We start from the raw sequence: 16002 nt of genomic DNA on the forward strand, positions 1-16002 counted from the left end.
CCATGGTTACTCGACATCCCGCGTTCGACGCATCCTGGCGCCTGGCCGTCCGCTGGATCCTGATCGGAGCGGCCACCGTCCTCGGATTCTGGAAGACCTGGCAAGACGTCTGGTTCAGCGCGGCCGAGGGCACGGCCATCGGTTATGTCTTCGTCGTGCCCTTTCTCTGCATCACCGCGGCCATCGGAATTTCGTTACGACGGAACAAAGAGTTGCCGATCCACGACCGTCAGACCGACAAGATCGTGGGCGGCATCGGTCTGCTCGTGTCGCTCGGTATTCGCATGCTGCTGATGCCCCGGTACGCGGAGAACTACCAATTGATGCACCTCGACGTGGTGGCGGCGTGGGTGTTCCTGTTCAGTGCCGCGGTCCTGGTATTCGGACTGCGGTCGGTCAGCCGCTTCTGGCCCGTGTGGTTACTGGGGATCGGGCTGTTCCCCCTCCCCTACCGCACTCTCGGGGTCCTACTCGGGGGCAACCGATTCGCGTTCGGGATCATCATGGTGGTTCTCGCGTCCGGGGCCGCGGCCATCGCGGTCAACCGCAGCAACCGGCGGGCGGTCACCGGCTTCGCCGCCTCCGTTCTCCTCGGCACGATCGCCCTCTACCTCACGGTGCAGCGCTTCCCGACCGCACCGCTGTTCGTCGTCCAGCTCGGTCCGGCCCTGGGCAGTGCCATTCTCGTCGGGATCGCGTTCTACGTGTACACGCGGCGCGGTGGCCCGATGACACCGCTCGACCGGCCGGTGCGGCGTCCCACGACACCGACGAGCGGGTTGACGACGGTCGCCGTCTTCGCCGTGGCGCTGGTGATGTTCATGCCGCCGCTCCCGGACCAGAACCTCACCCCCGTCTCCCCCGGCCCACCGCCGTCCGCCGCCACGGGGATTCTCGTCCCCGGTGGATGGGAGCAACATGCGGTGACCGAATATTCGTGGCCGCGTCGATACTTCGGTGTCACTTCGGAACTCACCCGCCAGACCATCCGCACCACCGAGCCGAACCCCGCGTGGGATACCCAGAACCGCAACCGCACCGTGCAGGTCGACGTGCTCTCGGTCCGCCGGCCCAGCACGCTGGAGGTGTATCCCAGCCAAACCATGTACGAACTCGAAAACGCGCGGGTCAGCCCCAAGGTCGCGATCGACATCGGGCGGGGTGTCGTGGCGGAGATGTACACCATCGTCGACGACGACCTTCTGCTCACCTGGAGCAACCTCAATTTCGTGTGGGTGCGGAGCCCGGAGCTGACCCAGCGCATCACGCTCGTCAGCGTCGACAACCACGAGCCCGACGCGCAGTTCCCCGAACCGGCGCCGTCCATGGCCACCAACGGTGCCAATACGCTGGCCGTGCTGCTCCGCGGACAGAACGCGGTGTCCGACACCGAGCCGGAATACAAGGACCGCGACATGCTGGTGACCTTGGCGCGGGAAATCGTGAAGGAGCAGCAATGGTGACCCGGGAAAATGCCTACGCTCTCGACAACAACGTGCACTCCGACGCCGAGTTTCGGGCGGCGGCCCTGCACGATGCCGTGAACGGGCTGCGGGAAAAGCATCCACTCTCCTCGGCGTCGGTTGCGTTCTACCCGTGGCAGCGCAACACGCTGCTGGCGCTTGCGGCCCTGACGATCCTGTCTGCCGCGTTCTTTCTGACACCCACGCTGATCGTTCTCACCCTGCTGTGCACCCTCGGCTATGTAGGGACGATGATCGATCGCCTGCTGCTGTTCAGCCGTGGGCTCGACGGCAGCACCATCGTCACCGTCAGCGACGACGAAGCGCTCGCCGTCCCGGACGAGCAACTGCCGTTCTACACGATTCTGGTGCCGGCGTACGACGAACCGGAAGTGGTGGCCGACCTCATCGGGGCGATGGCTGCGCTGAAGTATCCCGCCGACAAACTCCAGGTTCTGTTGCTGCTCGAGGAGGACGACGACGTCACCATCGAAGCGGCCCGAGCAGCGGGCGTCGGCGATGTAGTCACGATCCTCCTCGTGCCGCCGGCCGACCCGCGAACCAAACCGAAGGCGTGCAACTATGGACTGCACTTCTCCACCGGCGAGATCATCACGATCTTCGACGCCGAGGACCACCCCGACCCGCTGCAACTGCGGCGAGTGGTCGTCGCCTTCGACCGACTGCCCGACGACACCGCCTGCGTGCAGGCCAAACTGGCGTTCCACAACGGAACCCAGAACCTGCTCACCGCCTGGTTCACCGCGGACTACGCCCTGTGGTTCGGGTTCATCCTCCCCGGACTGATGCGCAGCAACGCACCCATTCCGCTCGGGGGGACGTCGAATCATCTGCGCCGCAGCGTGCTCGACGAGATCGGCTCCTGGGACCCGTTCAACGTCACCGAAGACGCCGACCTCGGTGTGCGCATCGCCGAATCGGGCTATCGCACCGCCGTACTGGATTCCACCACTCTCGAAGAGGCCAACAGCGACGCCATCAACTGGGTTCGGCAGCGGTCCCGCTGGTACAAGGGGTATCTGCAGACCTGGCTGGTTCACATGCGCCGTCCGATCGGGTTGTGGCGCGGACTCGGCCCGGTCGGGTTCTTCCGGTTCACCACCCTGATGGCGGGCACTCCGCTCATCGCCTGCCTCAACATGGTGTTCTGGTTGACCAGTCTCGCGTGGATCCTGGGGCAGCCGTCCGTGATTCAGCAGATCTTCCCCGCCTACGTGTATTTTCCGGCGCTGATTTCGCTCGTCTTCGGCAATGCGGCGGTGCTGTACATGAATCTGATCGCCTGCCGCGAGACGCACAATTCAGCGTTACTCGTGGCCGCACTCACCACACCGCTGTACTGGGTGATGATGAGCGTCGCCGCCCTCAAGGGCACCTACCAGTTGGTGCGCAACCCGTCGTACTGGGAGAAGACGTTCCACGGTCTCAGTGCGCCGAACACACCCGGTTCGACGGGACCCGGGGCGGGGGACGCTTCTTGAGGCCGACGCGCTGGTTGTTCTGGGGGTGCACCGCCCTCTATCTCGGTGTCGGCCTGTATCTCACCGTGGGGCAGGGCTTCGTACTCGGTGATGCGCTCAGCCGGGTGTCGGCCGCGCGCAGCGTGTGGTTCAGCCGCGACCCGCATCTGGCGGCCATCGGATTCGTGTTCACTCCACTCACCGCACTCGCGCAGTTGCCCACCGTCCTGCTCAGCCACTGGTGGCCGGACCTCACCTCGTGGGCGGTGACGGGGGTGCTGATGTCGGCGCCGTTCATGGCCGGCGCGGTAGTGCAGATCTACAAGATCGGTGCGGACCGCGGCTGCCCGATCTGGCTGATCTGGACCGTCACCGCCGTATTCGCGCTCAACCCGATGATCGTTTTCTACGGTGGCAACGGGATGAGCGAGGCACCGTTCCTGGCCATGATGTGCTGGGCCACCCGGCGGCTCATTCGCTGGTGCACCACCGACGACATCCACGATCTTCTTGCCGCAGGGTTTGCGTTGGGCCTCGCTTACCTCGCACGATACGACGCCTTGGCCGCCGGGCTGGCTGTCACTGTTTTCGTCTTCGCCGTCACCGTGTTGCGCCGCGGGTGGGCCGACCGCCACGCACAGGTGCGACCCGCCCTTCTCGACGCCGTTCTCGTCGGGTTGCCCACCGCCATGGCCTTCTTCGTCTGGGCCACCGTCAGCTGGTTGATCACCGGCCAGGCGTTGCAGCAGTTCTCGTCCACGTACGGCAACGCGAACATTCTTGCTCAGAGCGGCGGCGGCTCCACCGACACCGTGTACGCCGTGCTCTTCTCGGCCGCCGAGAGTCTCGTGCTCGGGCCCGCCCTTCCGCTACTCCTCCCGATCGCGGCCGCCCTTGCGTGGCGTCGTCGCGATCTCGAAGTGCTGGCGGCGGTGGTGGTCCTGGCGTCGGTCCTCGGCTTCGCCACCTACAGCTACGCACGGGGTATGACCTTCCCCTTCCTCCGCTTCTACCTGTGCGCGTTGCCGTTGATGGCCGTGCTCGCGCTGCAACTGGTCCCCGCCGGGGACCCGCTGATCGAACGACGCCGCGGCCCATCCGGTTTCGCCCGAACCCGGTTCGCCGGCGCCCCAGCCGTTCCGGCCGCCCTCGCCGCCGCACTCGTCGTCCTCACGCCCGCGGTCACCGGGGCGTCGATGCTCTCACCCACGCTGTCGAGTCAGCAGTACGCGCTGCGGTCCGTCGTGTTCCCGTCGAGCACCGACACCTCGGACCGCCGGGCGACCGAACAGCGGATCCTGGCCTCCTTCACCACGGAGCGTGAACTGGCCCGGTACCTCGATGCTCTGGCGCTGCCCGAGGGCTCGGTCCTGATGGATACGGTCTACGGCTTCGCGGTGTACACCGCCACCGAACGTCCCCGCACCTTCGTGATCCCGTCCGATCAGGACTTCACCTCGGTGCTGAACCGCCCCGCCGAGCATGGTGTGCAATTCCTCCTCGCGGTACCCAACAGCGGTCGCGGCGAATCGGATGCCGTCAACCGTCGCTACCCGACGCTGTACGAGACCGGCGCAGACATCGCCACCCTCGAACTCGAGGTGCCCAACGACGGGCAAGATCAACCGACGTGGCGGCTGTACCGGGTGCTGTAGTCGGGTCAGCGGGTGCCGTTGCGCTCGCGGAGCACCTGCCGGAGCGGGTCGTCGGGACCGATGTCGTAGGTGCATTCGGCGGGGCGGGGGTCGGGGACGAACGCCCACAACAACGCTCCGGCAGTTCCGGCCTCGCGCTGCCCGTCCAGCTTGTTCGCGACGTCACCGGCTCGATCCCCGACGGAACCGCAACCGCCCCCCGCGCTCTGACCGATCTCCGCAACGAGAAGTGGCTTGCCGAGACCGCGTGCCTGCTGAAGATGCACCGCAAGGCCGTTGTAGCGGTCACCCGGCAGCGGCACTCCGTCGGCGCCGTAGTCGTGGTATTGCAGAACATCGAGTGCGTCCGAGGCGCCGACATACGCGTAATCTTCACCAGCCGTGCCACATTGGCCACCGCCGATCGTCCCGAGGGTGATCGGGTGCTCGCCGTCGAGCGCGCGGACACTGCCGCCGACCTCGTCGACGAACGCGCGCAACATGCTCACCGCCTGCGGGGTGCAGGTGCGGTCGGGCAGCAGTGGTTCCGGCTCACCGATCAGTTCCCACATCGCCAGCGAGGGTGAGTCCCGCCATCGGCGGACAGCCGTCGTCACCCAGTCCTGGTAACTCAGCACCGAGCCCGGCGCGACGGTCTTCCAGTCGCCGACATACCAGTTGCTGGTCTTGAAGATTTCGTCACCGCATGCGCCGTCCTGGGCGGCGAGAACCGGAATCAGCAGTTGTCGGTGTGCTTCGGCGGCCCGGAACACGGCGTCGATTCCGGTGAAGTCGAGTGCCCCGGTCTTCTTGTCGATCGCGAGCCATTGGAAGGCGTTGAATCGGGTGAGCGAGCCCTCGGGCAAGCCCGCGAAGAACGAGTCGAGGTCGACCTCGGCGCCGCACCCACGATTGACCGACCAATCGGTAGCCAGTTGATACGCGTTCAGGCCGGCCGGCCACCACGGGGAGCCGTCGAGCGTCAGCCCGTCCGCGGTGGCCTGCACCCGGGCCGTCGACGTGACGGTTCGTTCGGACGTCCCCGTGTCGCAGGCAACGACCGCGAAGAAAACGACCAGGATGAGGGCCGCCCACCGCCATCTCGTCATTCGGCTGTCCGTTATGCGCGACCGTCGTTACTCGGTGGTGGTGTGGGGAGTCCGAGGTGATCTTGGATCCGGTCGATCTTGCGTTCGATGCGTTCCATGTCTTCGGCCTCGACCTTGAAGATCCAGTGCCGGGCACCCATCAACAGGATCGCCTGGAACACCAGTTGCAACCATTCGCTCTGCCAGTTCTCGAAGGTCGCCGCGAAGAATTCGGGCCAATAGTCTGCCGAGCTGAACGGCTGGCCATGTGATTGCTGCTCGTTGCGAAAACTGATCATCTGGGTGACGAACTGGGCGAGCCACGAGCCCAGGAACAGCACCACCAACACGTACACCGCACCCCACCGTCGCACGTGACGCACCACGACTACCTCCACCTCGACGGAATCAGTGCATCCGACGGTATCGGTCCGCGGCGGTGGGGTCAGTGATCGACGCAGGGCGTGGCGCGGAGTCTCGTCGAGCACGCCCGGGAGACCGCAGCGTCGACTGGTCCTGTCAGCGCCGGTCGGGGCCGAGGTCGACGATTTTCATCGCCACGTCTGCCAGTGGTGTGTTCGAGTCCTGGGAGAGTTTCGTCAGCATCGCGAACGCCTGGGCGGCGTCGACTCCGAACCGTTCCATGAGCATGCCCTTGGCCTGCCCGATCATGTCTCTACTGGCGACGGCCGACAGCAATTGCTCTGCTGTGCGGGCCGCGGCGATCGCGATAGCCGCATGAGCTGCGAGGACTTCTCCGATCAGCACCGATTCCTCGTCGAAGGCGTGCCGGTTCTTGGCGAACAGGTTGAGGGCGCCGGAGGTGTGGTTACCGGTGTAGAGCTGGAAGGACAGGGTGCTGCGCACCCCGGCGTCGAGTGCGTGCCGGGTGAACCGTGGCCACCGGCGTTCCTCGGTGAGGTCATTGCTGCGGGTCACCCGGGCGTCAAGGGCGGCATCGACACACGGGCCTTCACCGAGACGCTGCTGCAGGGCATCCATCTGTTCAGGTAGATCGGAGGTCGCGGCGTGCGATTCGAATCTTTTGCCCGCGGCGATCATCAGGATGTCGGCGCTGTCGGCGCCGGGAATCATCGAAATCGCGGTGTCGGTGATGCCGCGCAGGGTGGAGTCGAGATCGGACGAAACAGCCCAGTCTCGGGCGACGTCGGCCATCAATCGACCGAGGTCTTCGTGGTCGAGGGAACTCATGTGCTGCACCCTTCGAAATATTTGAGCGCGGGGCGCTCGCCGCGTTCCCGGCCCCAGGGGCGCTTCAACCGCGAGGAACGAACCGAAGGCGCATGGCGACACCTCTATTGTCGACTCTACGTCGCCCTAGCCGATCCGCCCGCGATTGCCGCCCGGGAGCTGAAATTGGGACCGAACGTGAAATAGGGAAAGAGGGTTCGGCGGCGCCGCACGAATTCATGTCTGATCGGACGCCGCACCAGTCGTGGGTGGATCCCCCCGAACAGATCGCCTCCAAGCCGGCCTGCTTTCCCGCCGCACCACTGCGGTCGACGTCCGGCCGGCGGTCGAGTGCTTCGATCGTGATTCCTGCACACCGCCTGCGACGTGCCTGTCAGGTGTATGCAGTGAAGGTGGACCGATCGGAAGGGCACATGTGATGCAACCTGTGGTGACCGTGCACAAACTGAACAAGGCGTTGATCGGTGACGCGCCGCCGGTGCTCCTCGACGTTCGATGGGCACTCGGTGACACCGAACGCCGTCGGCACTACCTCGAAGCGCACGTGCCCGGCGCCGTGTTCGTCGACCTCGACAGTGAACTCGCCGGCCCCGCGACACCGGCTGACGGTCGCCACCCACTCCCCTCGGTCGGCGCGCTTCAGGACGCGGCACGCCGATGGGGCATCGGCACCGGGAGTTCCGTCGTCGTGTACGACGACACGGGCAACCTCGCTGCAGCCCGCGCGTGGTGGCTCCTCCGATGGGCCGGTCTCACCGAGGTCGCGTTACTCGACGGCGGCCTCCGCGCATGGACGGAGTCCGGCAATCCCACCCGTTCCGGCGACGAACATCCGGACGCACCCGGTGACGTGGTCCTCGAGGCGGGCCATCTCCCGACGTTGACCGCCGACGAAGCCGCCGCACTCGCCGTCGACGGAGTGCTACTCGACGCCCGGGCGGCCGAACGCTACACCGGCGAAACCGAACCCATCGACCCACGAGCCGGTCACATCCCCGGCGCGATCAGCGTTCCCACCGCGCAGAATCTGACTGCCGACGGCCGGTTCGCACCGGTCGACGTGCTGCGAGATCGATTCGCCGCAGTGGGAGCGGAACAAGGCGCACGTGTGGGCGTCTACTGCGGTTCCGGGGTGAACGCGGCCCATCAGATCGCGGCGCTGGCCCTCGCCGGTGTGGATGCGGCGCTGTATCCGGGGTCGTGGTCGCAGTGGTCGGACGACCCCGACCGGCCCGTGGCCACCGGGACCGACCGCTAGCCCGACCGACTCCGTGTCGTGCGCCGTCGGCGACGTGCCCGGCTTCGAGTTGTCCCCATCGTCGCCGACGCTGGCCTGCCTGGAATCGCTGCGTCGCAGGGGCGTCACCTCGGTGAACACCACGAACCGCGACAGTTGATTTACGCGCCCCACCCTTGAACCCATGTGGCGTTCGTCACATTTGTAGTTCCTGGCGGCGTGTCCGCTTGCGCTGCGCCATGACGCAGTCCGGGCGCCGGTCGCGGAATGTCGTCGCGCCGGTCCCCCACACCGCTCGTCAACCGCAAATACCCAGGTCAGTACTGGTTTCCTTCGTCTTACGCGGCCCTGCTCAACGAGGTATGCGGGGACGACAATCCCGCTGTCGTTATCTAGCGGTGCTGGTCACTTCAGGCCGCTGACGTGGACGTTTTCAAGCAAGATCATATTTGAGTATCGATTGGGTCACGATGGCGCAGTCGATACCGTTTTGTTACTTTCCTTCTCGACGGGGGTCCGAGGCCGCGAATCCCAGGAGCGCGCGCCTAGCCAAACAAAGACGAGGTAAGACACCGTGGCGAAGCACCGCAGGACGGCACATCGTTCTCATTCCATCACCGGCCGCCTGAAGATCGCGACTGTCGCCGCTGCGACCGGCGCCATTCTGATCGGCGGCGCGCAGTTCGGCGCCGCGTCCGCGGCCGCCCGCCCGCTCGAGATCCCGCCGGGCCTGCTCCCCGCCGGTATTCACCTACCCGCGATCGAGCTGCCCGACATCCCGGCCGCCCCGCCCTCGCCCGGCGTGCTCCGGCCGGTCAACCCGGGCACCCCCGCTCCGCTCAAGGCCCGCACCGTGCAGCCGGTATCCGGCACGCTGTCCTCCGGCTACGGCCCCCGCTGGGGCGCGCACCACGGCGGCATCGACATCGCGGCCCCGATCGGCACCCCGATCCAGTCCGCAGCCGACGGTGAGGTCATCTCCGCGGGCCCGGCCTCCGGGTTCGGGTTGTGGGTGCGGGTGCGCCACGACGACGGCGCCGTCACCGTCTACGGCCACATCAACGAGTTCATCGTCAACGTCGGACAGCGGGTCGCGGCGGGCCAGCAGATCGCCACCGTCGGCAACCGTGGTCAGTCGACCGGTCCGCACCTGCACTTCGAGGTGTTGGACGCAGGCGGCAACCGGCTCAACCCGAGCCAATGGCTGCGCGACCGCGGCGTCTCGGCCACCTGGGGAACCGGCTAGAACCCGCCCCGGCGGTAGTCAGTTCCCACCGATGCCGCCGTGCCGTTACCACGCTGCGCCCAATAGGAATTGCAGGACAACCAGTTTCGTTCGATGCGGTCGCCGGGAACGCCCGGGTTCCACGTTCCTGGCTCTGGGACCCTCCTGTTCGCCGCCGAGTGCGGGAACGGTCCGGTCGTGCAACCGTTGATCGGGACCTGGTGCGCTCTGCGATACCGCGCGCCGACCCGGGGAGCGTCACCGCAGCGGCCGCCATTGGCCGTAACCGCTCGTTCGCACGCTCGACGAATTCGGTGTGATCGAGGCTCCGGTGCTCATCGTCCCCGGCGCCGATGAGCGTCACCCGGCCGCACTCGCCGAACGCATGAGCGCGACCATCCCGTATGCGACCCTCGCGCGGACCGTGTCGTTCGACGCGTTGCGGACGGCTTCGCCGCCGCCGTCGTCCCGGAAATCCGCCGCTTCCTCGACCTCTGAGGCCGTCCCTGTCCGCGTACGTGGACGTTATCCGCGCCCGCGTCCCGGATCGTTGTTCGCGTGGTAGCGAAGTGGGAACATAGGTAGATACCGGCTCGACTTGGGGCTGTCGGCTGTGCGCTGAACGGATGAATTGCGGGGGCACCCACGGGGGCTGCGCATGATGACCTACCGAAACGATTCAGCGACGAGGAGTGAGAGACATGGCCTGGCGAATCTCGGCGAACTACTACGAGGCCTGCAACTGCGACCTGGGGTGCCCGTGCAACATGAGCGGCTTTCCCACCCACGGAAACTGTGACGGTGTGGTCGGATTCGAGGTCACCGGAGGTGAACGCGACGGCGTCGATCTGGCCGGGGCGAAGGTCGCGAGCGCGGTGAAATGGCCCGGCGCCATCCACGAAGGCAACGGAACAATGGCCCTGTTCATCGACGCGACCCCCGAGCAGCGACAGGCCCTGCTGCCGATTCTCACCGCCGAGGATCCCGGTTTGCCCTGGGAGATCCTCGCCGCGACCGTCAGCGAGATTCATGGTCCGTTCTTCGAGACGATCGAGATCGACGACCGGGACACCGATTCCCGAGTCCAGGTCGGCGACAAATTGGTCGTTCAGATGCAGAGCTTCACAAACCCGGTGACCGGGGAGAAGCACGAACCGCACATGGTGCTCAAGGATGGGTTCATCTTCCAGGACGGTCAGATCGGCACTACCTCGGTGCTGCGGCTCGACGCCGACGGAGTGGCATTCGAGCATCCGGGCAACAACGCGTACTACTCGCGCGTCGAGTGGTCCAGCGAGAACCGGATGGCGCCCGCCTGAGCGGCCGGCGAGTTCTGACTCGCGGCAGTGCACCGCGATACGACGGCGGTGGTGCGGCCCAGCTCGCCCGGGCTAAGGGGTGGGGTGCGACGGAGGAGTGCCGATGAATCAGCCCCCGAGGATGGACACTCCCCGGATGGCCTACAGCGCTCTCGAACGCCGTGCGACGCTCGCCACGGTGGGGATTCTGCTCGCCCTTGCCGGGGTGGCGTGGTGGCGCACCATCCGTACTGCGGGCGGCATGGAGTCGATGGTTCAAGGTTTCGCGTGGGTCGGTACGGCCATGCCCTTCGACATGGGGGCCGCCGTCTTTCTCGCCATGTGGACAACGATGATGGTGGCGATGATGTTTCCGACGATCGCCCCGATCGTCTTGCTGCACCGCCTGGTCATGCGCCGGCAGGCCCGCGGACTCGCCCCGACGGTCACCTTCGCTGCGGGCTACCTGGCGGTGTGGTCGGCTGTCGGGGTCGTTCCGCTGGCGGTGCTGCTCGGCTTCCGCCGGATCTCGCACGGCTCGACGTGGGTCGAGGTCGCAGCCGGTGGTGTGCTGGTCATCGCCGGCGGGTACCAGTTCACCCGGTGGAAGCAGGCGTGCCTACGGGCCTGCCGCACCCCGCTGACCTTCCTCGCCACCCACGACTTCGGAACCGGTCTGCGGGGCACCTTCCGCGCGGGTGCCTCGCATGGGCTCTATTGTCTCGGCTGCTGCTGGGCGTTGATGGCGGTCCTTCTCGTCGTCGGGTTGATGAACCTGACCTGGATGGCGGCAATCGCCGTAATCTTCCTGGCCGAAAAGAACTCCCGCCATTCGGTCGCGCTCACCCGGGTGGTCGGGACCGCGGTCGCCCTGCTCGGGGTCGCCGTCCTCGTCCACCCGGCGCTGCTGCAGTCGCTGTCCCCCATGCCGGATATGTCCTCGCCGATGTCGGGCATGTGACCGATGCACCGATCCCCGGCGGGATCGGTGCACCCGATGACTACGCCAGATCGACCGCAGACCGATCCACGAGACGTCGCCGGTGGGATTCGGACGGTGCCCGAATCCCACCAGAGCGGTTGCGGCCGTCAGTTCAGCGCCGCCTCCGGGGTGAGGTCCGGTTGCGTCGTCGGTGTGCGCATCGACACCGCGGTGACGCCCGCCCCGGCCAGGGCGATGACGGCGGCGCCGAGGAACGCGGCTGAGAATCCGTTCGTCAACTCCGGGAGGTTACCGATCTGGTTGGCGCCGAACGAGGCGGCGACCGCGGTCATGGTTGCCAGGCCGAGTGCTGAGCCGACCTGGTAGCTGACGTTGACAATGCCCGACGCCAATCCGCCCTCTTCGGGCCGTGCGGCGGAGATCGCCGTGCCGAGGGAGGGAATGAAGGCGAGCGACATACCCGCTGCGGCAACGAGGGAAGCCGGAAGCACGTCGACCCAGAAATTACCGGTCGGCCGGACCAGTGCCATCCACCCCAGCCCGATCGCAAGAACGATCAAACCGGTCACGATCATCGGTTTCGCCCCGAACCGCTGCATAGCCCGCGGCGCGATGACGATCATGCCGAGCATGATCAGTGTCGTCATCGGAAGGAGTGCTGCGCCGGCGGGAAAGGCGCTGTACCCCAACACCTGCTGCAGGTACAGGTTCAGGAAGAACCACATCGGGATCCATGCCGCACCGAGCAGCAACTGGGCGATGTTCGCGGCGGCGAGGTTGGGGGCGGCGAAGATTCCCAAGCGCATGAGGGGGTCACGGCGCCGGGACTGGATCAGCACGAACGCGGCCAGCAGCGCCGCGGACGCGGCGAGGTATCCCCAGGTTTGACCGGAGCCCCAGCCGACCTCGGGAGCCCGGACGATGGAGTAGACGGCGAGCGCCAGTCCGGCGGTGACGGTCAGTGCGCCGAGAATGTCGATCGAACCGGATCGGGCGGGGGCGTTGGGCATCAGCAGCGGTGTCGCGGCGAGGGCGATCAGGGCGATGGGAATGTTGATGTAGAAAACCCACGGCCAGCTGAGATATTCGGTGATCATTCCGCCGAGGAACACACCGGCGGTACCGCCGGCGGGTGCGGCGGCACCGTAGACGGCGAGGGCCTTGGTCAATTCCTGTTGGTTGGAACCGAACAGCATCATCAGCAGCGTCAGTGCCGAGGGTGCGATCAATGCGGCCCCGGCGCCCTGGATGGCGCGTCCGGCCAGTTCGGTGCCGACGTTCCCGGCGGCGCCGGCGGTGATCGATCCGGCGAGCAGAACCACCCAGCCGGAGGCGAAGATGCGTTTGGCGCCCCACAGGTCGGACAGGCGTCCGCCGAGCAGGAGCAGTCCACCGAAGGCGATGACGTAGGCGTTGAACACCCAGGTCAGGTTCTCCTGGGAGAAACCGAGGTCGGTCTGCATTTCCGGTAGCGCGATGCCGATGATGGAAGTGTCCATGATGACCATGAATTGGGCTGCGGCGATCAACGCCAGCGCCCACCACTTGCGTGTGGATGAAGCCTGCGTAGACATGACAATTATTCCTTACCGGTACGGGGTATTTGTGAGATGAACGATGACGAGCGCGGGGGTCGACCTACCCGCAACATCGAAGCCCCAGCCCCCGATTGATCGCGAATAACTCTGAAGAGCTGAATCTTTCGGTTTGGTTGCCACCTTCTGCGCACATCGCTGTCCTCCTGGATTCCGCGCTACTCCTCTGTGACTACAGATACCTTAGGGGGGTATGGTTCTGAGCGCAAGGAGTGATTCTTACCAAGTCGCCGAAAGTGAGCACCTCCCAGATCCCCACGGCCTCACGACCGACATCTCGAAAACACGCCCTGGGGGTATAGATCCGGTGAGCACAGGTCCTGACCCTTACCGCCTTGCATACCATAGGGGGGTATGGTAAATCTGTAGATGGGTCGCGGCACCCCGATCGCACCTGGCGAACGAATCGAAGAAAGAAGGACATCGATGAGCACCACCACCGTCACCGTCACCGGAATGACCTGCGGGCACTGCGTTTCCTCGGTCCGCGAAGAGATCGGCAACATCCCCGGCGTGACCGCCGTAGACGTCGACCTCGCCAGCGGCCGGGTCGTAATCGACTCCGACTCCCCGATCGAGAAGGCATCGCTCGCCCGGGCAGTCGACGAGGCCGGCTACCAGCTCGCCGGCTGACCGGCCGACACCCAGACCCGGACAGGAGATTCCCACGATGAACGCATCGTCGAAGTTCGCCGGATTCACCGTCGGCCTGGCCGCGGTCTTCGCACTCGCCCTCGGGGCCGGGGCCGCCTTCGGCCCCGAGGTGCCCGCACCGGCCGACACACACGACACCTCAACCCACGACGCCGGACCCGGTTCGATTACGGGCGCACCGGTCGCCGAACAAACACCTGGAGGACTGATGGTCACCGACAGCGGATACACCCTGGCACTGGACACGGCGCAGATTCCCGCCGGCGCTGACGTGCCACTGCGGTTCCGCATCCTGGGCGCCGACGGAGCACCCGTCACCCGCTACGTGGAGAGCCACGACAAGCAACTACATCTGATCGCGGTGCGCCGCGACCTGACCGGATACCAGCACGTGCACCCAGTACTCGACGCCGCCGGAACTTGGTCCGTTCCGCTCGATCTGACCCGCGCCGGGGCGTACCGGGTGTTCGCCGACTTCACCCCCGCCGGCGGTGACGGCGTGACCCTGGGCGCCGACCTGCAGGTCGCCGGTTCCTACGATCCGCAGCCCCTGCCCCCGGTTGCCGCAGCCACCGTGGTCGACGGGTACACCGTCACCCTCGACGGCACCCTCACCCCGGGTCAGGCGTCGAAGGTCACCCTGTCGGTGGCCCGCGGCGGGCAGCCGGTGACGGATCTGCAGCCCTACCTCGGCGCGTACGGTCACCTGGTGGCCCTGCGGGCCGCCGACCTCGGCTACCTGCACGTGCACCCGGACGGCCATCCCGGTGACGGTGTCACCGCACCAGGTCCGGGCATCGACTTCTATGTCACCACCCCGAGCGCGGGCGACTACCGCCTGTTCCTGGACTTCCAGCACGATGGAGTCGTGCGGACCGCCGAATTCACCCTGACCGCCGGGCAGAGCTCCGGCGCCGCAGTGCCCCCCGCCCCGGAGCCGATGCCCACCGGGCACGGACACTGACGAAACCACCACCGGAGAGGAGGAACGATGAATTCCGTCACGCAGCACCCGACCGCCGACGGCCGGGTCGAGCTCGAAATTGGTGGCATGACCTGCGCCTCGTGCGCGAACCGGATCGAGAAGAAGCTCAACAAACTCGACGGCGTCACCGCCACGGTGAACTACGCCACCGAGAAGGCCCGCGTCAACTACGTCGGTGCTGTGTCGACCGAGGATCTCGTGGCCACCGTCGAGGAGGCCGGCTACACCGCCAAGGTCCCGGCGCCGCCCGCCGCCGATACCGCGGCCGGCCCCGCCGCGGAGCCGGACCCCACGGCCGCACTGCGTCAACGCCTGCTCGTCTCGCTGGTGCTCAGTGTGCCGGTGATCGCGATGGCCATGGTTCCGGCGCTGCAGTTCACCCACTGGCAGTGGCTTTCACTCACCCTCGCCGCCCCGGTGGTGGTGTGGGGGGCGTGGCCGTTCCACAAGGCCGCCTTCACCAATCTGCGGCACGGCACCTCCACGATGGACACCCTCATCTCGATGGGCACCCTCGCCGCCCTGGGCTGGTCGCTGTATGCGCTGTTCTGGGGCACCGCCGGAATGCCGGGCATGACCCACCCGTTCGAGCTGACCATCTCCCGCTCCGACGGGGCCGGCAACATCTACCTCGAGGCCGCCGCCGGGGTGACCACCTTCATCCTCGCCGGCCGCTACTTCGAGGCCCGCTCCAAGCGGCGCGCCGGTGCCGCCCTGCGGGCGCTGCTCGAACTCGGCGCAAAAGAGGTGTCGGTGCTACGCGGCGGTGTCGAGCAGCGCATCCCTGTCGATCAACTGGCCGTCGGTGACGAGTTCGTCGTCCGCCCCGGGGAGAAGATCGCCACCGACGGTGTGGTCACCGACGGCTCTTCCGCGGTGGATGCGTCGATGCTCACCGGCGAATCCGTGCCCGTCGAGGTCGGACCCGACGACCAGGTCGTGGGCGCCACCGTCAACGTCGGCGGCCGGATCACCGTGCGCGCCACCCGCATCGGGTCCGACACCCAGCTCGCGCAGATGGCGGAACTCGTCGAAGACGCGCAGACCGGCAAAGCTCAGGCGCAACGGTTGGCCGACAAGATCTCCGGGATTTTCGTCCCGATCGTCATCGCCCTGTCCGTCGCCACGCTGGGTTTCTGGATCGGCACCGGCGGCGGCCTCGCGGCCGCGTTCACCGCCGCCGTCGC

General features: G+C 66.6%; 15 protein-coding genes. 11 read left to right on the forward strand and 4 right to left on the reverse strand.

Features of this window, described 5'->3' with window-relative positions; genetic code table 11:
• Positions 1–2 precede the first annotated feature (2 nt).
• From ACH49N_RS20040 to ACH49N_RS20050, 3 genes are read left to right on the forward strand one after another with little or no spacing between them, the layout of a single operon-like run.
• Complete coding sequence (locus tag ACH49N_RS20040) at positions 3–1463, forward strand: hypothetical protein (protein WP_358273760.1); 1461 nt, start codon at positions 3–5, stop codon at positions 1461–1463.
• Positions 1457–2965, forward strand: coding sequence for a glycosyltransferase (locus ACH49N_RS20045; RefSeq protein ID WP_358273761.1), 1509 nt, complete (start codon positions 1457–1459; stop codon positions 2963–2965). Before ACH49N_RS20040 ends, ACH49N_RS20045 begins: the two co-directional genes overlap by 7 nt.
• Positions 2962–4599 carry an ABC transporter gene (locus ACH49N_RS20050; protein ID WP_358273762.1) on the forward strand — a complete coding sequence of 546 codons (1638 nt, stop codon included), beginning with the start codon at positions 2962–2964 and terminating at the stop codon, positions 4597–4599. Before ACH49N_RS20045 ends, ACH49N_RS20050 begins: the two co-directional genes overlap by 4 nt.
• A 5-nt stretch (positions 4600–4604) precedes the next feature.
• On the opposite strand, the gene ACH49N_RS20055 is transcribed toward ACH49N_RS20050, so the two are convergent.
• From ACH49N_RS20055 to ACH49N_RS20065, 3 genes are read right to left on the reverse strand one after another with little or no spacing between them, the layout of a single operon-like run.
• The gene (locus tag ACH49N_RS20055) at positions 4605–5687 is read right to left on the reverse strand and encodes a beta-mannosidase (RefSeq protein WP_358273764.1); all 1083 of its coding nucleotides are present in this window, start codon (positions 5685–5687) and stop codon (positions 4605–4607) included.
• Positions 5688–5698: 11 nt separating this feature from the next.
• The gene (locus ACH49N_RS20060; protein ID WP_358273766.1) at positions 5699–6154 is read right to left on the reverse strand and encodes a DUF6766 family protein; all 456 of its coding nucleotides are present in this window, start codon (positions 6152–6154) and stop codon (positions 5699–5701) included.
• Positions 6155–6185: 31 nt separating this feature from the next.
• Positions 6186–6878: a GAF and ANTAR domain-containing protein gene (locus ACH49N_RS20065; RefSeq protein WP_358273768.1), complete on the reverse strand. Its 693-nt coding sequence runs from the start codon at positions 6876–6878 to the stop codon at positions 6186–6188.
• 418 nt (positions 6879–7296) lie between these two features.
• Between ACH49N_RS20065 and ACH49N_RS20070 the strand changes: the two genes are divergently transcribed.
• The 5 genes from ACH49N_RS20070 to ACH49N_RS20090 all read left to right on the forward strand — a co-directional run bounded on the left by ACH49N_RS20070 (position 7297) and on the right by ACH49N_RS20090 (position 11599).
• Positions 7297–8136 carry a sulfurtransferase gene (locus ACH49N_RS20070; protein ID WP_397504749.1) on the forward strand — a complete coding sequence of 280 codons (840 nt, stop codon included), beginning with the start codon at positions 7297–7299 and terminating at the stop codon, positions 8134–8136.
• Positions 8137–8689: 553 nt separating this feature from the next.
• Positions 8690–9361, forward strand: coding sequence for a M23 family metallopeptidase (locus tag ACH49N_RS20075; protein WP_358273769.1), 672 nt, complete (start codon positions 8690–8692; stop codon positions 9359–9361).
• 295 nt (positions 9362–9656) lie between these two features.
• Positions 9657–9905: a hypothetical protein gene (locus tag ACH49N_RS20080; protein ID WP_358273770.1), complete on the forward strand. Its 249-nt coding sequence runs from the start codon at positions 9657–9659 to the stop codon at positions 9903–9905.
• A 136-nt stretch (positions 9906–10041) separates the two neighbouring features.
• Complete coding sequence (locus ACH49N_RS20085) at positions 10042–10659, forward strand: DUF1326 domain-containing protein (RefSeq protein WP_358273772.1); 618 nt, start codon at positions 10042–10044, stop codon at positions 10657–10659.
• Between the two features lie 103 nt (positions 10660–10762).
• A complete protein-coding gene (locus ACH49N_RS20090) occupies positions 10763–11599 on the forward strand; it encodes a DUF2182 domain-containing protein (RefSeq protein ID WP_358273773.1) in 837 nt (278 codons plus the stop codon).
• A 128-nt stretch (positions 11600–11727) separates the two neighbouring features.
• On the opposite strand, the gene ACH49N_RS20095 is transcribed toward ACH49N_RS20090, so the two are convergent.
• A complete protein-coding gene (locus ACH49N_RS20095) occupies positions 11728–13155 on the reverse strand; it encodes an MFS transporter (RefSeq protein ID WP_397504750.1) in 1428 nt (475 codons plus the stop codon).
• A gap of 447 nt (positions 13156–13602) precedes the next feature.
• Here ACH49N_RS20095 and ACH49N_RS20100 point away from each other — a divergent pair, with 447 nt between their 5' ends.
• From ACH49N_RS20100 to ACH49N_RS20110, 3 genes are all read left to right on the forward strand, one after another.
• The gene (locus tag ACH49N_RS20100) at positions 13603–13809 is read left to right on the forward strand and encodes a heavy-metal-associated domain-containing protein (protein ID WP_159924667.1); all 207 of its coding nucleotides are present in this window, start codon (positions 13603–13605) and stop codon (positions 13807–13809) included.
• Positions 13810–13846: 37 nt separating this feature from the next.
• The gene (locus ACH49N_RS20105; RefSeq protein WP_397504751.1) at positions 13847–14794 is read left to right on the forward strand and encodes a hypothetical protein; all 948 of its coding nucleotides are present in this window, start codon (positions 13847–13849) and stop codon (positions 14792–14794) included.
• Between the two features lie 27 nt (positions 14795–14821).
• The coding region (locus ACH49N_RS20110; RefSeq protein ID WP_397504752.1) for a heavy metal translocating P-type ATPase at positions 14822–16002 on the forward strand (1181 nt) is incomplete at its 3' end.

This window comes from Rhodococcus sp. NPDC019647 (assembly GCF_044389235.1).
Classification (GTDB): Bacteria; Actinomycetota; Actinomycetes; order Mycobacteriales; family Mycobacteriaceae; genus Rhodococcus_F; species Rhodococcus_F oxybenzonivorans.

Coding starts and splice junctions, on each gene's coding strand:
- ACH49N_RS20040 (WP_358273760.1), top strand. CDS start 3: ATGGTTACTCGACATCCCGCGTTCGACGCATCCTGGCGCCTGGCCGTC.
- ACH49N_RS20045 (WP_358273761.1), top strand. CDS start 1,457: ATGGTGACCCGGGAAAATGCCTACGCTCTCGACAACAACGTGCACTCC.
- ACH49N_RS20055 (WP_358273764.1), bottom strand. CDS start 5,687: ATGACGAGATGGCGGTGGGCGGCCCTCATCCTGGTCGTTTTCTTCGCG.
- ACH49N_RS20065 (WP_358273768.1), bottom strand. CDS start 6,878: ATGAGTTCCCTCGACCACGAAGACCTCGGTCGATTGATGGCCGACGTC.
- ACH49N_RS20070 (WP_397504749.1), top strand. CDS start 7,297: ATGCAACCTGTGGTGACCGTGCACAAACTGAACAAGGCGTTGATCGGT.
- ACH49N_RS20085 (WP_358273772.1), top strand. CDS start 10,042: ATGGCCTGGCGAATCTCGGCGAACTACTACGAGGCCTGCAACTGCGAC.
- ACH49N_RS20090 (WP_358273773.1), top strand. CDS start 10,763: ATGAATCAGCCCCCGAGGATGGACACTCCCCGGATGGCCTACAGCGCT.
- ACH49N_RS20095 (WP_397504750.1), bottom strand. CDS start 13,155: ATGTCTACGCAGGCTTCATCCACACGCAAGTGGTGGGCGCTGGCGTTG.
- ACH49N_RS20100 (WP_159924667.1), top strand. CDS start 13,603: ATGAGCACCACCACCGTCACCGTCACCGGAATGACCTGCGGGCACTGC.
- ACH49N_RS20105 (WP_397504751.1), top strand. CDS start 13,847: ATGAACGCATCGTCGAAGTTCGCCGGATTCACCGTCGGCCTGGCCGCG.